Source organism: Acinetobacter sp. P1332 (genome assembly GCF_044057475.1).
Lineage (GTDB): Bacteria > Pseudomonadota > Gammaproteobacteria > Pseudomonadales > Moraxellaceae > Acinetobacter > Acinetobacter johnsonii.
Map to the genome: position 1 here is coordinate 2,127,540 of NZ_CP171157.1, position 14,796 is coordinate 2,142,335.

Annotated in this window: 21 protein-coding genes and 1 tRNA gene; all 22 read right to left on the bottom strand. The window is 41.7% G+C overall.

Features of this window, described 5'->3' with window-relative positions:
- Window position 1: 1 nt before the first annotated feature.
- A complete protein-coding gene (locus tag ACFN7Z_RS10415; protein ID WP_159151739.1) occupies window positions 2-976 on the bottom strand; it encodes a hypothetical protein in 975 nt (324 codons plus the stop codon).
- 57 nt (window positions 977-1,033) lie between these two features.
- A complete protein-coding gene (locus ACFN7Z_RS10420; RefSeq protein WP_159151740.1) occupies window positions 1,034-1,429 on the bottom strand; it encodes a hypothetical protein in 396 nt (131 codons plus the stop codon).
- Window positions 1,430-2,635: a phage minor head protein gene (locus ACFN7Z_RS10425; RefSeq protein ID WP_159151741.1), complete on the bottom strand. Its 1,206-nt coding sequence runs from the start codon at window positions 2,633-2,635 to the stop codon at window positions 1,430-1,432. It lies immediately after the preceding gene.
- The gene (locus tag ACFN7Z_RS10430) at window positions 2,636-4,093 is read right to left on the bottom strand and encodes a DUF935 family protein (protein ID WP_159151742.1); all 1,458 of its coding nucleotides are present in this window, start codon (window positions 4,091-4,093) and stop codon (window positions 2,636-2,638) included.
- Window positions 4,094-4,101: 8 nt separating this feature from the next.
- Entirely contained in the window at window positions 4,102-5,781 is a 1,680-nt protein-coding gene (locus tag ACFN7Z_RS10435; RefSeq protein ID WP_159151743.1) for a terminase, read from the bottom strand.
- The gene (locus ACFN7Z_RS10440; protein ID WP_004693735.1) at window positions 5,778-6,284 is read right to left on the bottom strand and encodes a DUF2280 domain-containing protein; all 507 of its coding nucleotides are present in this window, start codon (window positions 6,282-6,284) and stop codon (window positions 5,778-5,780) included. The genes ACFN7Z_RS10435 and ACFN7Z_RS10440 overlap by 4 nt, the downstream gene beginning before the upstream one ends.
- A 52-nt stretch (window positions 6,285-6,336) precedes the next feature.
- Window positions 6,337-6,978: a putative metallopeptidase gene (locus ACFN7Z_RS10445; RefSeq protein WP_159151744.1), complete on the bottom strand. Its 642-nt coding sequence runs from the start codon at window positions 6,976-6,978 to the stop codon at window positions 6,337-6,339.
- Complete coding sequence (locus ACFN7Z_RS10450; protein WP_159151745.1) at window positions 6,938-7,375, bottom strand: hypothetical protein; 438 nt, start codon at window positions 7,373-7,375, stop codon at window positions 6,938-6,940. The genes ACFN7Z_RS10445 and ACFN7Z_RS10450 overlap by 41 nt, the downstream gene beginning before the upstream one ends.
- A 349-nt stretch (window positions 7,376-7,724) precedes the next feature.
- Window positions 7,725-8,066: a hypothetical protein gene (locus tag ACFN7Z_RS10455; RefSeq protein ID WP_159151746.1), complete on the bottom strand. Its 342-nt coding sequence runs from the start codon at window positions 8,064-8,066 to the stop codon at window positions 7,725-7,727.
- 733 nt (window positions 8,067-8,799) lie between these two features.
- Window positions 8,800-8,949 (bottom strand): hypothetical protein, encoded by a 150-nt coding sequence (locus ACFN7Z_RS10460; protein WP_159151747.1) that lies wholly within the window; start codon window positions 8,947-8,949, stop codon window positions 8,800-8,802.
- A gap of 212 nt (window positions 8,950-9,161) precedes the next feature.
- Window positions 9,162-9,238, bottom strand: a tRNA-Met gene (locus ACFN7Z_RS10465).
- A 98-nt stretch (window positions 9,239-9,336) separates the two neighbouring features.
- Window positions 9,337-9,624, bottom strand: coding sequence for a hypothetical protein (locus tag ACFN7Z_RS10470; RefSeq protein ID WP_078425834.1), 288 nt, complete (start codon window positions 9,622-9,624; stop codon window positions 9,337-9,339).
- 380 nt (window positions 9,625-10,004) lie between these two features.
- Window positions 10,005-10,244, bottom strand: coding sequence for a hypothetical protein (locus ACFN7Z_RS10475; protein ID WP_004693409.1), 240 nt, complete (start codon window positions 10,242-10,244; stop codon window positions 10,005-10,007).
- Between the two features lie 164 nt (window positions 10,245-10,408).
- Window positions 10,409-10,963, bottom strand: a complete 555-nt coding sequence (locus ACFN7Z_RS10480) for a hypothetical protein (RefSeq protein ID WP_159151748.1) — start codon at window positions 10,961-10,963, stop codon at window positions 10,409-10,411.
- On the bottom strand, window positions 10,960-11,337 hold the full coding sequence (locus ACFN7Z_RS10485) for a DUF559 domain-containing protein (RefSeq protein ID WP_159151763.1): 378 nt from the start codon (window positions 11,335-11,337) through the stop codon (window positions 10,960-10,962). Before ACFN7Z_RS10485 ends, ACFN7Z_RS10480 begins: the two co-directional genes overlap by 4 nt.
- A gap of 32 nt (window positions 11,338-11,369) precedes the next feature.
- Complete coding sequence (locus ACFN7Z_RS10490; RefSeq protein ID WP_148826320.1) at window positions 11,370-11,627, bottom strand: hypothetical protein; 258 nt, start codon at window positions 11,625-11,627, stop codon at window positions 11,370-11,372.
- Entirely contained in the window at window positions 11,624-12,370 is a 747-nt protein-coding gene (locus ACFN7Z_RS10495) for an ATP-binding protein (protein WP_159151749.1), read from the bottom strand. The genes ACFN7Z_RS10490 and ACFN7Z_RS10495 overlap by 4 nt, the downstream gene beginning before the upstream one ends.
- Window positions 12,367-13,290, bottom strand: a complete 924-nt coding sequence (locus ACFN7Z_RS10500) for a hypothetical protein (RefSeq protein ID WP_395441734.1) — start codon at window positions 13,288-13,290, stop codon at window positions 12,367-12,369. The genes ACFN7Z_RS10495 and ACFN7Z_RS10500 overlap by 4 nt, the downstream gene beginning before the upstream one ends.
- Complete coding sequence (locus tag ACFN7Z_RS10505; protein WP_395441736.1) at window positions 13,287-13,643, bottom strand: hypothetical protein; 357 nt, start codon at window positions 13,641-13,643, stop codon at window positions 13,287-13,289. The genes ACFN7Z_RS10500 and ACFN7Z_RS10505 overlap by 4 nt, the downstream gene beginning before the upstream one ends.
- On the bottom strand, window positions 13,640-13,948 hold the full coding sequence (locus ACFN7Z_RS10510) for a hypothetical protein (RefSeq protein ID WP_159151752.1): 309 nt from the start codon (window positions 13,946-13,948) through the stop codon (window positions 13,640-13,642). Before ACFN7Z_RS10510 ends, ACFN7Z_RS10505 begins: the two co-directional genes overlap by 4 nt.
- Window positions 13,945-14,208, bottom strand: a complete 264-nt coding sequence (locus tag ACFN7Z_RS10515; RefSeq protein ID WP_159151753.1) for a hypothetical protein — start codon at window positions 14,206-14,208, stop codon at window positions 13,945-13,947. The genes ACFN7Z_RS10510 and ACFN7Z_RS10515 overlap by 4 nt, the downstream gene beginning before the upstream one ends.
- A 48-nt stretch (window positions 14,209-14,256) precedes the next feature.
- Window positions 14,257-14,757 carry a phage regulatory CII family protein gene (locus ACFN7Z_RS10520; RefSeq protein ID WP_159151754.1) on the bottom strand — a complete coding sequence of 167 codons (501 nt, stop codon included), beginning with the start codon at window positions 14,755-14,757 and terminating at the stop codon, window positions 14,257-14,259.
- Window positions 14,758-14,796 lie beyond the last annotated feature (39 nt).

Here is a 14,796-nt window from a genome sequence, read left to right on the forward strand (position 1 = left end):
ATTATTTCCCCTTTTGTTCTGCGAATGCTTGTGCACCAGCTGTGAATTTATGTTTATCACCAGCACCTTGATTACCACCTTGACCTTGCCCACCCTGACCACCTGTAGCTTGGTGACTGAACAAGTGGGCAAGATGTGATGGAACTTGTTGCTGCTGTTGTTGACCAGCTGGTGGCTGATTACCTGCTGAGAATTGCGTTAATTGCTGAGACATGAATGCAAACGAAGTGTCATCCATATTGGTATAAGACGTCTTTTCTTCAGCGCTAAACTGCTTATTTAAAGCTGTCTCAAGTGCTTTGATGTCCCCTTCACGCTTATCAGCTTTGAACTTTTTAAGGTCAGCTAAAGCATCATCGCGCTCTTGTTCAGCCTGTTTCTGTGCGGCTTGCGCCTTTTCTAATTCGGTCACGTCTGTGTCCTCTGTAGGTTGATTTGTTGTACCGGGTTTTGCTGAGAATGCATTTACCGACGTTGTTCGATCCGCACCTGTAGAGCAGATCGTAAATTCACGGATACGGTTATTTCGGAATACTGCGACTGGTCCAGTGAATGTCTGTCCATTTACGACAACGCTCACCCCTTGCCCCACCTCCTCTACAGAACCAGGATCAATGAACATGGACATTTGAAACGGATAGCCATCATCTGCGTCATCCACAACTTCACGTGCTTTCGCATTGCGGAGAAAGTCGCCAGTCACTGTGATGTTTTGATTGATACCGACTTCTTTCACCACACCAACACGACTGGTGCTGAAGTGCTCTTCTAGTAAAGGTGTGGGGGTTGGAATCTCAATTCCTTCAAGATCAAAAACAACACCATTTCGACCCCAAAACCAGTGACCATCTACACGACCACCACCGTAAGCTGTGCCTTTAAAGGTTCGTTTCTTATCCCCTTCAACCTGAGGAACAATGTCCACGGCGGATAGTGAGAATAGGTACTTGCCTTGTTCTTCATTAAGTTCAGGCATTTTTCATGCTCCATAAAAAAACCACCTTAAAAGGTAGTCTTGAATGATTGTGATTACTTAAATACTTTGAATTAACAGATTGAGTTTTTCAGAAGCTGTATCTTTTACATCAGAGCATCCATTGATATTCAATACAGCGGCCAATGTGTCAATGATTTGTAGTGTATCTTCTAATGGATAGTTGAATTTTAGGCCGGCACCTTTAGATTCCTTATTACCTAACGCTCGACTTCCATTTGATACATCTGAACTTTGACTTAAAGCATTTGAGCCAAAGTCTTGACCTAATGCATGACAACCACGCTCATCTACTTTTAATGCACTCGTTAAAAGCATTCGAAGTTCTGCCCGATCTTCTTTAGATTCCGCGACAATTGAATCGATGTTCATTCCGGTTAATGACATGCCATTTTTATATAAGACACTCATTCCATTTTTTAAAATAAGCTTCATCTAATTCACCAATGCTTTAAGTGTGTAAATCATCTTGCCATTCAGCGCTTCAATCGAAACCACTTCAAATGACAAGCCCATTGGCATTAATACGCCATGACCGGCATTCAATTCGTTTAGATCAATGCCTAAGCCTTTCGCATTCTCAATTTGCAATACCACATCGGAAGCATTCTCAGCTAACAGTAATGGCGAATTAAATTGAATCGTTTGTCCAACCTCATAAGCGACTACATGCTGCAAGGTCACACCGCCTGTCACGATTGCAGCTGAATTACTCGCCACGGCGTTTAAGGCTTGCATGTCCTGTCTGAGCCAATGCTTTAAAACATCGTCCGCTTTCGAGCTCACAGACGCATTTAGGTAGTTCGTGATTGCTGCATCATTTCCCTGCACGTAATCCAAGAAAGTCTTAATCGCACTTGGTCTAATGGATGGATCTAAAGGAATAACTTTATTGGCCACCGTGTTGAATAGATCTCTCGACTTATCATTCATCGGGGCTAAAAGACTGGTCAGCTTTTTAGATGCAGTCCATTCAGCCTTAATTGCCTCTTTCTGCTCCAGTAGATATTCCTTATCAAGTAATGATTTAGAAATCTTCTGATCCACCAATGCCTCAAACTCTCCAAATTGCAAAGGATGTGAACTCCAGTCCAATGCTTCTGCAACTTCGGGCAACTTGTCATCTGGTGTAATGCCGTATTTAAGCGCCTGTTTCTCTGTGAGGGCGATGACGGTACAACGACAACGAAAACCTAACGGTGGGTAGTGCGTTAGCCAAAATGGATGATCAATCGGCAATACAATTCGATTCAATGCCAAATGTGCAGGACGTACACGTGAGTCATTGATAGCCGAATACATCAGATACTGACGTTTATCTTTATTTCGTTGCTGTTGCTGCCAACGTCCATGACCATATGCGCTTTGGATATTGGTCCGAAATACATTGTCTAGGTAATGCTTGGGTAAAATGATTTCAGACTCAGCTACAAGCTTCTGAAAATCGTTAAAGGTGCCACCCGATGCTAAGGTTTTGTTAAGTGACTTAATCACTGACTCAGCTTGTTCAAGACTCGACAAAAAACTAACCGTAGTTGCCATTTGCCGTGTCTTAAGATCCATTGAATAAAACTCATCAGGCAGCACTACTTTCTTACTATGCGCATACTGCAGCGCTTCAAGAAACGTGACTGGTTGCATCTATTTCCCCTTAGCTGCTGTCGCATACCCAAATACATCTGCAGCATATAAAGCTTGATCCAAATTCGCTGCAAATTGTGACTGTGTCGCACCAGGTATTAATCGAGACAAATTAAATAGCAGCGCCTCTGGTGTCTCAGATTCAGCTGCTAACTGTTTAATTTGCTCATTGGTCAATAGCTCAATTTGATCTTGGGCATCGGTCAGTTCATCCACCTCTTGCTGCTCAGGTGACTGCTTTTGAACTGATGCCTTAAAGCTGAATGCTTGACGAGGTAGTGCTGAGAATTGGGTACTTGGAACCACTTGCTCAGCTGGCTTTAAATCACCATCTTGCAAGTTGTACTCACGAATGAAATATGAATCTGAAAGGTTTGCACCGGCATTCTTTAAATGAGTATCCCGCTCGGCCTGTTCTTTATTCAATGGTTTCGTTTTTTCACCCAGTAGAACCTTATGCGGCTTCCAATCATTCAACACACATAACGCATCCACGACGGCTTGAAGTGTTGGAGTAACCAATCGAATATCAGACTTGAGCTTGTCGCCACGAACATTTTCGTGAACTTTACCCAATGCATAACCACTAGTCCCATCTGACTGGCTAGTGAGTGTCTGCCCCAATACAACCTTTTGGATCTGCTGTGCCAAGGTCTTGTTGAATGTCTCAAAAGCACCGTTAGCTGAACCAGAGCCTTGAGTTGATAGAACTTGAACATCATCCTCAATATCAATCGAAAGTACACTTTGTGCATGGGCATTGAGTAATGCTTGGCTCATATCATCCGTTTCAGTGTCTTTACACTTACCCAGTAAGATCGGAGTACCAAAACGCTCCAAGAACTTTGCCCAGAATTTAAATCCATTCTGTTTAAAGAAAAACAACCAATAGAGTGTCGCCAGTAATGCTTTGCCATAAGGTTGTTCAAATGTGGCCTTACGACGGGTGAGGAAAAACTTTAAAAATTGATCAACTTCCCGATCTGTACCACCACCGTCTTGACGATAGATCAAGCGCCCATCGTTTTTAGGCTCAAACCATTGCATTGGCTTTTCACCAATCCACTGCAATCCTAGATATCCCTCTTGTTTTACTTCGTATACAGCCTCTTGCACTGAATAGCCAAAGAACAAAGCATTTAGTGCAGCTGATGCAATTTCGAAGTACCACTCATCAAGCTCAGCTTTTAGATATACTGCCTCTGGTGTATCACTAGGCTCAATGCGGAACGGCGTAGCCAATAACGCATCAATACGTGTCTCTACTGCCTGCGCAATCTCATCATCATCCAGTAATACAGATAAGCAATGACGAGTAATACCCGCTTTACGCAATACCTCATCATTGTCAGGACGTCTTCCAAAATGTGTGAAAAAGTTAGAAATCGCTTCTTGAGTGTATAGACCACCTTTAGACAAAGCCTTCTTTGACGCTTTGTCCTTTTTAGACTTTGCCATGTGTTTTCCTATTGATATGTACGACTTCCAGCACCAGCTGGTTTTTTCCGCTTACGCTCTCTAGTGTCACTAAAACAGATCATGACGCTATCAGCCCGGTTAGGTGACAAAGCACCTTCAGGTTGCTTATTTACGAGGATTTTGCCAGCACCGTTTTTACTGTAGGTCGGCTGTGATAACTCACGCTTGAGTTGCTCTAGTTCGCGCTTATCCAAATCTTCAGTCGACAGTGAGATAAGTGCATCAGGATCGTATTGCATACCTTGTAGTGCTCTGTACGTATTCTGGAAGCGCATACGCAAACTCCACCACATTTGAGCTTTTAGGTTTGCGAAGAAATCGATATTCTTCCGAGCCTCTACCATCTCAAGCTCTGGGTTATGAACTGCGCCCGATCCCCTGAACGGATCCGCTTGGATCTCATCAATTCCTTTAGCACTGTTTTGCTCATTAATGACTCGGGCATCACCGCGCACACCAGCTCCCAAGCCATCTGCATCGTAAAAGAACAAATTCAGTTTTTGCTCTAAGCAAATATCGATTGCCTTTTGGGTTGTTCCAAAGATGTCATCACCGATGCCTGACCACGTATCCAAATACTGCAGAACAATGCCATGACGTGAGGCAAAGGAGTTTTTATCCTTACCCTCATCTGCCACATCAAGTGCACCATTACGCTCACCCGATGGCTGTATATCGAGTTTTAGGTGTAAATCTACCGCAGCCTCAACCCATGCCGATGGAATCAATACACCCTCAACTGAAGCGGCATAATCAATATCAACCTCTTGGGCTAAGACAATGTCGTCAAGCGTCGCAATTTGCTTTTCATACCACGGATGAATCAACTTTCCATGGAGTGAGACAGTCCAGTTTTTATCTGGGTTGTCCCGCCACGCCATCGTAAACACGGCGTAACGTCCGCTGAATCGATCTTGATGAAACTTGTCCCCGATACCGTTTGGCGTTGATCCCTTGATATGAACGTTGGTGTTCTGCGATATAGCTGCATCTACAGCTTCTTGACGCTCTACGAATGCCCATTCATCAAGAAAGTACATTGTGGTACGCCCACCACGGCCAATGTTGTCTCCAGCCTCACCCGTAACCGTTGCGCCATTATCAGGATTGATAATACGCATGTAGTTATCGTGGACCTTTTCGACAAAACTTTTCGGCTTCATCCAATCAGGAAGTTTTGAGAACATATCTCGGAACTTATGCAACAGGGTTTTAGGATCGCCCTTCTTATCAACCAGATCCTCTTTACGACTACCCACGCCGCCAGCAAAGCCCTCTACAAATAACCATCTATGTAAGTAGAAGCCCAGCACAACATAGCTCATACCTTCATCACGACTCTTCTCAATGAGGCCATGAGTTTGAGTGCTTTCCCGCTCAAGTAACCAGTCGACCAATTCAACTTGACCAGGGCGAAGTACAAACGGAATATTTGCCGGCAATCCAAAAGGCATCCCCCTTGGATCGTAGGTCCACACCCAATGATTAAACCAATGTGCTGGATCATTCTTGCACTTGTATATCTCAGCCTGAATACTGAGTTCGCTTTGCTCTATTACAGTTCGGTAATAGTATCGTCTGGTCATCTCAGCAATGACTTCAGGCAAACGTGTGCTAATCGTCCACTCTTTGATGAGGGGCGCTATTTCTTCAATTGCGTAACTCATAATTTGCCATTAATTGCTAAGCGAGATAGCTCTTGTGCTGACATCCCTGCAAGCTGCTCAGGGGTATACATAGCGGGGCGCTGGCTGTGCTCTGTTTCAGTTTTAATCGCTCCACCATCTTTGCCCGTAATTTCCAACTTGCGCTCGTAGTGGCCTTTCACGATCTTCTGAATTTGATCAATCAGCTTAATCGACATCACCACATTGCCTTTCTTGGAAACCAAAAGGTCACTCAAGATTTGCAATTGAATAATGTCGTTTGCACCGATGATGTTGTAGATCGGCTGATCAATATATTTCTTCCGTGCTTCATGGAATAAATCCACTAACTCTTGCGATAGATCCGCACCTGCAGTCTTTGTTGGGTCATATGATTCCACCTGTTGCGGGGAAACATCTATCTTAAAGTTTTCCTTGATGGCCACTACCACCTCAGTAGGTGTCATAAACTGCGCAAGTGACCGAACAATAAAGACTTTTTCTGCTTTTTTAAGCCTTGCCATAACTCACCATCCATCAAGGTACATCAAGGTAAGTGGGCAAAAAAATTTGAAACTAACCTATTACACAGTTCCCACAACACGCAGACACATTAAAATCAGATACAAACGGCGCATTCTTTGTGATTTCGACCAATCGCTTGACACTCTCGTTTGCACCCCAACGTTTGACTACACCATAGAACTCTTCAACGTCATGACCAGCTAGGTAATGCTTTGGTAAGCCAGTATTGTCGCTGTAAATGATCTCGTCATCTTGATCACGTTCTACGCCAATATGGTAGAGTTCATGTTCTATCAGGGCACAAAAATCATGATCTGAAGCTTGTTCACAGAATGATGCGTCTATAGTGATGAGATAAACAGGTACACAACCAAACCAGTCCCGCATCTGCTGTTCCTGCCGAGCTTTCTTCCATCCACCTTGGTTGAACATCACCTTTTCACATTGGCCTAATACCATACGCTTTTTTGACTGGCATGCAGATGATGCCCAAGCAAATGCTAAAAAGGTTTCATCGTCGTGTAGAAGCTCGGCAATATGGTCATGATCTGGATTGTGGAGCTGGCCACCAATGGTTAGAAAGTTTTTAATCACCCATTCTTTTAATTCCACGGCGGGCGCAAGGCGAATTGCTTCTTCTTCCTCAGCCTGATCAATGAGATCCGTCGGTGGGAATGGTCTGATCTGTTCCATCTTCTAATCTCTCTAACTGCGACTTAATCCAACGAATCACACTACCCGACTCAATTGCATGTGGCTCAAAACGTTGAATCTTGTAACCCATATCTTCAGCCAAATCATATTTATTAAATGCATTCGCTATCTTTCTTCCACCACGCCCGACAGCCCAAGGACTACCCGCTATTTCAATCAGAAGTCGTAACTTCACAATATAAAAATCAAATCGCCAGTTTTTAGTGGATTCAAATTGAAATTTACGCTCATAGCCAATCAGGTGTTCTTCTAACTCTTGAAATAGGGTTTCTTCGGCTTCTAAGTATTTTTCTTTAGCCTTTGGTAACGGTTTAGAACGTGGTTTCGTTTTAGGTGGGCGCTTTTTGGTTTTCCAGAAGTAGTCGTTTGCATTCATATATTGCGCCCATTAAAAAACCACCCGAAGGTGGTTTGCTTAAAACAACATCGACATCTGCCCAAACTCATAAATCGTTAATGCAAGGACAAAGGCCGAAACCGAGATTACAAGCACATCTTGTGAAGTCATACTTATCTCCCTTTATTGTTCTTTTTTTATACTCTCACAACTAGAAATATTTTCAACACTAAAAGAATACATTTCTCACAATTTACAGTGATAGATATGTAAGGAATTATACAAAGATGGAGTATTAGTTAATTTTTGCATAGGGTTGTTCTTATATTCTTAACCCGATCTTTCAAGTTAATCATGATGCTATCAATCACCAGCAACTCATTACGAGTCAAGCTAGAACATCTAAAGATTCAAATTTCCTCTTATGCCCCAAGATATCTGATTTGCACCAATATTCATCTAACTGAGTGTTAATTAAATCTTCTTCCATAGATTCGAGAACATAAAAAAGCCTTAACTCTTCATTTCTTTCTAGAATCTTAAGTCTATATTTTTCTATTTCAGCCACTCCAGGCTTGGCAATAACTTTCTGAAACCCAGCGCTAAATATTATTGGTGCGGCTGGTTTTTCGTATTCACATTGCCACTCTATTTCGTCAGCAACTCCCCCTACAGCTAAAATTTCCCTAACCTTACCTGCAGCTACCCCACCAATGACCGCGATTTTCATAAAAATCTCGATATATAATGTAAAGGTTGATTGATAACACATTAAAATATTTAAACAAGCACAATATTTTAACAAATATTTTCTAAGCTTCAGTTTATATCTAATTACCTACATCCCATATAATGAAGCTATAGGTTATGTATATTTTAGAAATAAGAAAAAACCCCGCCAATAATGCATATTGAGCAGGGTTTTATGTGCCGTAATCCGTTCGGCAAAAAGGAAATGTAAATTACTCAATAAAAAACCCGCTTACCTCTCCCAAAGTAAGCGGGTTAAATTTGCGCTTTATTACTAATTCTTTAATTCATCTTTATTTTTCACAGAATATAATCCCATTGTTTCACTATGATGAATAAATCACTCAATTTCTTAAATATCACTTAACTTCTTTCAAACAATCCCGACACACTTTGATTTCTTCATCATCAACCGTGTAGTCGATCTCAGTCGCACCATGCAGGCCGAATAAGCACATCAGTAATCTAAGCATGATTTTACTCCTGGACAATCAAGCAATCATGTCGCAAGAAATGTCAGTTACTTTTACTTATAAAACATAAATTTATGATATTTATTTCCAAAATAATGTCAGTAATTTTGTCGAACGTCGAACTAAACAAGATCCCTTCCTAGCTAATCAAGCAATGATCAACCATTTTAACTTGGTGTGATTACACTAATATTTCTCAGGGCAATAAAAAAAGGATGTGGTGATCTGCCACACCCTTGCCTATAATTCGATATTAATCAGCTCGGCAACTGAACTACCGCTACTCACAATCACATCAACCTTACATGCACGGTCAATTTCACTTGCTTTCGTTCTCTTTAAGGTCGGGTTGCCAAGCCCTAGCTGGAATTGCCTAAATGATCTAGGCATTTACTCAAGGCATGTACTGCAAGCTGGCACACTCACAGGATATGATTGCCATATTTCAGGCAACAAAAAAGCCCGATTATTTGACAGGGCTTCGATGTATGTAAATATCTGGGTGGCGGCATTAAAATTTAACAACTACGAATAAAGTCAAGCCGCCATAAAAAAAGCCTAATCCACGGGGACTAGGCTATAAACTTTGAATCTTTTTTCGTTGGTAGCGGGAGCTGGATTTGAACCAACGACCTTCGGGTTATGAGCCCGACGAGCTACCAGACTGCTCCATCCCGCATCAACGAGTTAGCTTTATACGCCCTAAGCAACCACAAAGCAAACTTTATTTGAAATATAAGCACTTATAGTATTAACGAAATTCAAAATATCTTAAGCCTACCCTAAAATTGCTTCAGTTATAAATGCTGGATGAGATGCTCGATAGAGGCTCAATCTTCTCTTTTCACCCTCTAAAAACAACTTGGGTTCTTCTGACCATATTGATTTTCTCGAATCAAGCCCGGATAGACCTAATGCCCAATCAGAAACAGCCCCATAAACAAAAGTATTATCAGCGAAAATTAATTTGGTCTTGTTATGTGTAATATTTATAAGAACTTTATGTGTTGGTAATGAACCGAATACACTAAACTGAGTGTAAATGTATTTATAGATTTCAGGCATATAAAGGAGCACTTAAAAGAGAGCGTCACTATACCATCTTAGTTGTTTAAAAAGCCCATCAAAGCCCATGCAATTTGTATACAGCAATAAAAAAGCCCTACATCTCTGTAAGGCTTTTCCCCTTGGTCATTTGCGCTGATACAAGGAATCGTTGTTTTTATTTACAACAAAATAATTAAATCATTAATCGAATAAAAAATGAAGCAAAAAAAACCTGCAACTTGGGGAAGGTGCAGGTATAAACTGATATTAACTATCATGGAGAACTTAATACCACTAATATACTTGGTTTATATTGAGATCTCATTCACATTTTATTCCAAATTATTTAGGAATAAAAAAAAGCCCACCATTTGGCGAGCGTTCCTTGATGCTTAAACCTATTCTTTTGAACACTTCACTTCAAACTGGTATTCGTCTTGGGTAACCTTAATTTTAATATTTTTATATTTTCGTTTGTTTGGATCCATTGCCGACCCTGCTACTTCCTCAAAAAAGCTACGATCATTCATTAGCTCGCCATACGCTTTATAACCCAACAAAATCTTTTCAGGTTTTTTGCCGTTAACTACTAATTCACTAAGAGTATCATCTAATTTCTTGACAGTTAGAATTGCCATTTCAGTTAAAGCTCAAAACAAAAATTCATTATTGCTTATTTTCATGAACAAACTATGTCAAAAAAAGCCCATCGTTTGATGAGCTTTTAAAGCTTGGTCTCGGATAAACCGTAATACGACCAGTATAGTGAAACTATAGCTTAGTCTTCGCAAAAACGAAATACCTATGCCTTTAATTCTTTGTAAGTATTTTTCTTATACAACTCTATTGATTTTGATGCTTCATTAATTGCTGACTCGATCGCCATGACCATTAGCTTTTCGTATTGCTTCCATGTCATCCGATAATTATCAACATTCATTTGCATGGTATTAATCCCCGCATAGTACAAACGTCCTTGAGCAGTGAAGTTATTCTCAAGCTGGGGATCTAAAGAGAAATCTATAACCATGCGTGCAATTAAGTAAGCCAAGTGATTCATAGTAATTTGCTCAGGCTCTCGCTTCTTATCAGCCACGGCGTTTTGAAGCATGATATTTACTAGGTGCATACGCACATATTCATAATCACTTTCACACTTACCATCAAAGACAATTAATGAAGTAACCGACTTCGCCAACTGCGTATCCATTGTAGCAATGGCACCTAAACGATCTTCGTAGTTCAAAGGCTTCTCTCCAGTGCCATGAGCTTGTGGCTCAAAGTTTGGTGACTTCGCAGTAATGCCATGAGTCAACCATTCAAATTGTTCAAATTTATCTGCCGTAACTGCCGTCATCCCAAATCCCCCACCATCTTCTCTATTTGCTCAATCGCTTTGCCGCTTTTCACTTGCTCGGTGCTAAACCGTATTACCTGATAACCCATCATTGTTGCTGCGTTATATTTCTCTAAGTCTCCTAAATACCCTTTACCCCTTGTATGCCTGCCATTACTCCAGATCCCACCTTCAACTTCGACCAATATCTTTTTGCCTTTCAAATGGAAATCAGCTCTCCATTTACGTGTCGGGTGAAACTTAAACTCCTGCTCAAACTCAATCTTTAAAGCTCTCAGAGCATTCGCCAATATCACCTCACCCTCACTCTGTACCTTTTCACCTTTAACCTTTGGTCGCTTAGATCCTCTTTTGGGTTTCTTCGCACCGATCATCTTTTTGTATTCAGCAATGGAGTAGCTGCTTGTCACCCCTTTACCTCAAATAACTGTTTAGCCTTTTCTGTAGCCTTAAGGCTCATAGGGCTCTTGCTGTTTGTCTCCAAATACCCTTCTGCTAAAAGCTGATTTACAAAAACATTGGCATTACGTGGTGATATTTCCATCCATTCGGTAACTTCTTTCAAACTGGTTCGTCCAGACTTCTGAATGATTTTCTTTAAAACCAGCACCATGCGTTCGCCCTGTTTCACGGCTTGTTTTGTGCTGAAGTTCTGCTGCTTCACACTTCACCCCCAACACGTTCATCCGCCCAATTACACTCAACCACATCCAACCCATCATGCTGAAAACGAGACCAGAGACGATCTCCAAGGTCTTGTTCCAGTTCATGTGCTGTCATGTTTGAAATCAACATGGTTGGTTTGCCAGCGTCATATCGTGAGTAGAGAACTTTGTGCACCAGCTGGAGACGGTTTTCATGACGGTCATGCAATCCATATTCATCAAGAATTAATAAATCGTATTCAGTGAAGCGATGAACAGCGTTTACCTCACTGTCATCAGCTTTGGTCCATGCATTCGCAATTTCATTCGCCATGTCTTCAGAAGTCACATAGCGGGCATACTTTTGGGTCTCAAGAATGTTTCGAGCCACGGCGCAAGCTAAGTGTGTTTTCCCAGTACCGGTGCGACCAATCATGATCAAATTGCGCTTGATCCCCTTCGTGAAATCTTTCACAAACGTGACGCATTGAGTTTTTGCATTTTGCTGACCGCTATTCGCGACCAAGTATTCTCTGAACCCACTGTTCGCATGACGGGTTGGAAGTTTTGCGCCTTGAAAGTGTTTTTCACGAACCATCGCAATCACGGCGTTGTGATGTTCTGCTTGAGCTTTGTTAAGCGCTTCTGTTGAGCATTGCTTGCAGAACGATTTACCACGGAAAGAAACCATTTGTGCCTGGTGCAACTGGCAAAATTCTGTTGATTGCTGAATATCAAAACTAAGCGGTGCGATTGCGTTCATAGGAGCCCTCTTGTATCCACATCACCTGTTGCTGGTTCATAGTTCTGAACTTCACCCCAAGGATCGTTCACATTGCAGTTGTTTGGTTTTTCAGAAGATTGTTTGCGTGTTGGTTTTCTTCCTTCGCGTTCTGCCTTGGTCACTTGTTTCTCAAACTCCTGCACCAACCAAGCTGCGAACTTTCTCGTTTTTTGGTTTTCGGTGAGATGGATTTTGTTTTCCCAGTGCGCATTGAAACTACCCAAGTGAAACTGGAAATCAGGCATGGTTAAAATTTCATTTACGCGATGGCTGAATTTCGTTTGAAGCAAAATTGTGCTTAGGAAATTTTGATCAGGTTTCCATGAATCATCCTGAGCTGAATTTTCAGGCAATTCCTGTTGTGTGTTTATATCTGTAGTAATCTCTGTAGTAATCTCTGTATTTGTCCCCTTTTTGAAATGGGGAGGGTCTGCCTTTTCAAATGGGGAGCCTCCCCCTTTTGAAAGTGGGAGGGTGGTCATTTCAAAAAGCACAGGTGTAATGAGCTCAATAAACAAAACATTGTTGTATTTCTGATTGTTAGCTTCAATTGTTCGGAAGTGACGTTTTAGCACCCCATATTTCTCGAGACGATCAAATGCCTCTTTGACTTGCTGTTTTGAGAAGCCATATTGATCAGAAAAACTCTGGTAAGAACGCTGCAAAAGATCAGATTTAAACTTCTTTTTAACGCGCACAACTTGGCCAGAATATTCATCACGCACCACTGTAGGTCGATGCCAATAAACGATTTCTGAAAGCACAACGATAGCGTTTAAATCGGGTTTTCCACTCTCTAAAACGAAGGTACTAAACCAACTGGTTGGTAAGATGTTACCCTCAAGGTGAACACTACCAACCTGATCCACGACATCATGGCCAGTGCTGAATAAACTCATTTAGCACACTCCAATTTGACTAAGCCACGTTTTTCCAACTGACGAATAATTCGAGGTTCGACAAATTGATTGTTGATCTTGTACCTGGTGCGTGACTTTTCTTTCACCTGGATAAGTTGGGTACCTTCTTGCATTTGGCGACGTATCGCTATGGCTTGCCCCCCCATTTGGGTTGTACGCTCAAGAATGAAATAAGCTTCCTGCGCCTCAATAGCTTGGTTCATGACTGATAAAGGCATTGCGGCAAGTTCTTTAGGTGTGTATATCTTCACTGGATCAAGCAAAGGGATCATCACCTCGATAGGTGCAGGAGCTTGAACATCTTTCTGCCCACGTTTAGCTGAATATCTCACTGAGCACCCCCTTTTTCGATATTTTTAATAAAGCGGCCAAACATAAAAATATGACCTGCTCGATGTAGGCTTGAAATAATTTCACCTGCATACCAAACTGAAACATGATGTTCATTGATCAGCGTTTCCATAAACTCGTCACGGGTGACGGCAGCATTCTTTTCATCTCCCTTGATCTTGCGAAGATTTGCCATGCGGATCTCCAGCAATCCATCTAATGTACGAAGCGCTGGCTCGTACCATGATTGAAGCTGCATCATCTGCTTATGCTCAGGCTTCTTTTGAACGGCCTTATTGGTAATCATGGAACCTCCGCTAAGGCTTGTTCGGCCTTGGTGAGACGGCGTTTGGCATTGAGCTCAATAGTTGAAGCACTACGAACAAACTTTTTGTTTAGGGTTAAGATGCCAATACCGATATATACATCCACGGTGTTTTCATAGACTTCCACGACGTTATATATTTCATCGAAGTTGCCTATGACTTCATTAAGTACAACAGCATCGCCGATTAAGAAGTCCGCATTGTCTTCAATGACTTGTTGTGTTAAATTTGTGTTATTCATTAAGATTTACCCTCTGAATTGAATATTTGAAAAGCCTGATCCCCAAGATCAGGCTTTTTCTTTTTGTGCATTTGCTGTGTACTTCTGCATTTGCTTAAGTGCTGCCTGATCCACGGCGGTAATCAACTCGATCAAGCCCTGGGTAATCTGGTGGATCTCTTCGTATTCCGCTGGTGTAATCACCCCATCCTCGTAAGCCTCATACACAACGCGGTTTGCTTTTCCGCTCTTAATGTTGTGCTGCATCATTGCTTCAAAGATCGATAGCTCATGATGTTTGCTTGAGTCACAATCCACTGGCACAAGTGCATAGCCCATCTGATGCGCCCACACCTTTAAAATTTCAGGGTTCTGCGTATACATCATGATGGTTTCAAGCTTCTTTAAGCTCGGTAAATGGTTTGGCATCCCTACGTTGCCGTAGTTGCAAATCGTGTTATGCGAATCACCAGTGACCTGAGCAATTTCCTTTGGTGAAATTCCCTTTGTCTGGTTAATCATTTTAAAAATTGCCGTTTGAGCTTCACGGCTTAGTGTTATTTCTTGCATTTGTGAAATCCTTTATTTGTTTCACGTTTCTTTGAAGGT

Coding starts and splice junctions, on each gene's coding strand:
- ACFN7Z_RS10415 (WP_159151739.1), bottom strand. CDS start 976: ATGCCTGAACTTAATGAAGAACAAGGCAAGTACCTATTCTCACTATCC.
- ACFN7Z_RS10420 (WP_159151740.1), bottom strand. CDS start 1,429: ATGAAGCTTATTTTAAAAAATGGAATGAGTGTCTTATATAAAAATGGC.
- ACFN7Z_RS10425 (WP_159151741.1), bottom strand. CDS start 2,635: ATGCAACCAGTCACGTTTCTTGAAGCGCTGCAGTATGCGCATAGTAAG.
- ACFN7Z_RS10430 (WP_159151742.1), bottom strand. CDS start 4,093: ATGGCAAAGTCTAAAAAGGACAAAGCGTCAAAGAAGGCTTTGTCTAAA.
- ACFN7Z_RS10435 (WP_159151743.1), bottom strand. CDS start 5,781: ATGAGTTACGCAATTGAAGAAATAGCGCCCCTCATCAAAGAGTGGACG.
- ACFN7Z_RS10440 (WP_004693735.1), bottom strand. CDS start 6,284: ATGGCAAGGCTTAAAAAAGCAGAAAAAGTCTTTATTGTTCGGTCACTT.
- ACFN7Z_RS10445 (WP_159151744.1), bottom strand. CDS start 6,978: ATGGAACAGATCAGACCATTCCCACCGACGGATCTCATTGATCAGGCT.
- ACFN7Z_RS10450 (WP_159151745.1), bottom strand. CDS start 7,375: ATGAATGCAAACGACTACTTCTGGAAAACCAAAAAGCGCCCACCTAAA.
- ACFN7Z_RS10455 (WP_159151746.1), bottom strand. CDS start 8,066: ATGAAAATCGCGGTCATTGGTGGGGTAGCTGCAGGTAAGGTTAGGGAA.
- ACFN7Z_RS10460 (WP_159151747.1), bottom strand. CDS start 8,949: ATGCCTAGATCATTTAGGCAATTCCAGCTAGGGCTTGGCAACCCGACC.
- ACFN7Z_RS10470 (WP_078425834.1), bottom strand. CDS start 9,624: ATGCCTGAAATCTATAAATACATTTACACTCAGTTTAGTGTATTCGGT.
- ACFN7Z_RS10475 (WP_004693409.1), bottom strand. CDS start 10,244: ATGGCAATTCTAACTGTCAAGAAATTAGATGATACTCTTAGTGAATTA.
- ACFN7Z_RS10480 (WP_159151748.1), bottom strand. CDS start 10,963: ATGACGGCAGTTACGGCAGATAAATTTGAACAATTTGAATGGTTGACT.
- ACFN7Z_RS10485 (WP_159151763.1), bottom strand. CDS start 11,337: ATGATCGGTGCGAAGAAACCCAAAAGAGGATCTAAGCGACCAAAGGTT.
- ACFN7Z_RS10495 (WP_159151749.1), bottom strand. CDS start 12,370: ATGAACGCAATCGCACCGCTTAGTTTTGATATTCAGCAATCAACAGAA.
- ACFN7Z_RS10500 (WP_395441734.1), bottom strand. CDS start 13,290: ATGAGTTTATTCAGCACTGGCCATGATGTCGTGGATCAGGTTGGTAGT.
- ACFN7Z_RS10510 (WP_159151752.1), bottom strand. CDS start 13,948: ATGATTACCAATAAGGCCGTTCAAAAGAAGCCTGAGCATAAGCAGATG.
- ACFN7Z_RS10515 (WP_159151753.1), bottom strand. CDS start 14,208: ATGAATAACACAAATTTAACACAACAAGTCATTGAAGACAATGCGGAC.
- ACFN7Z_RS10520 (WP_159151754.1), bottom strand. CDS start 14,757: ATGCAAGAAATAACACTAAGCCGTGAAGCTCAAACGGCAATTTTTAAA.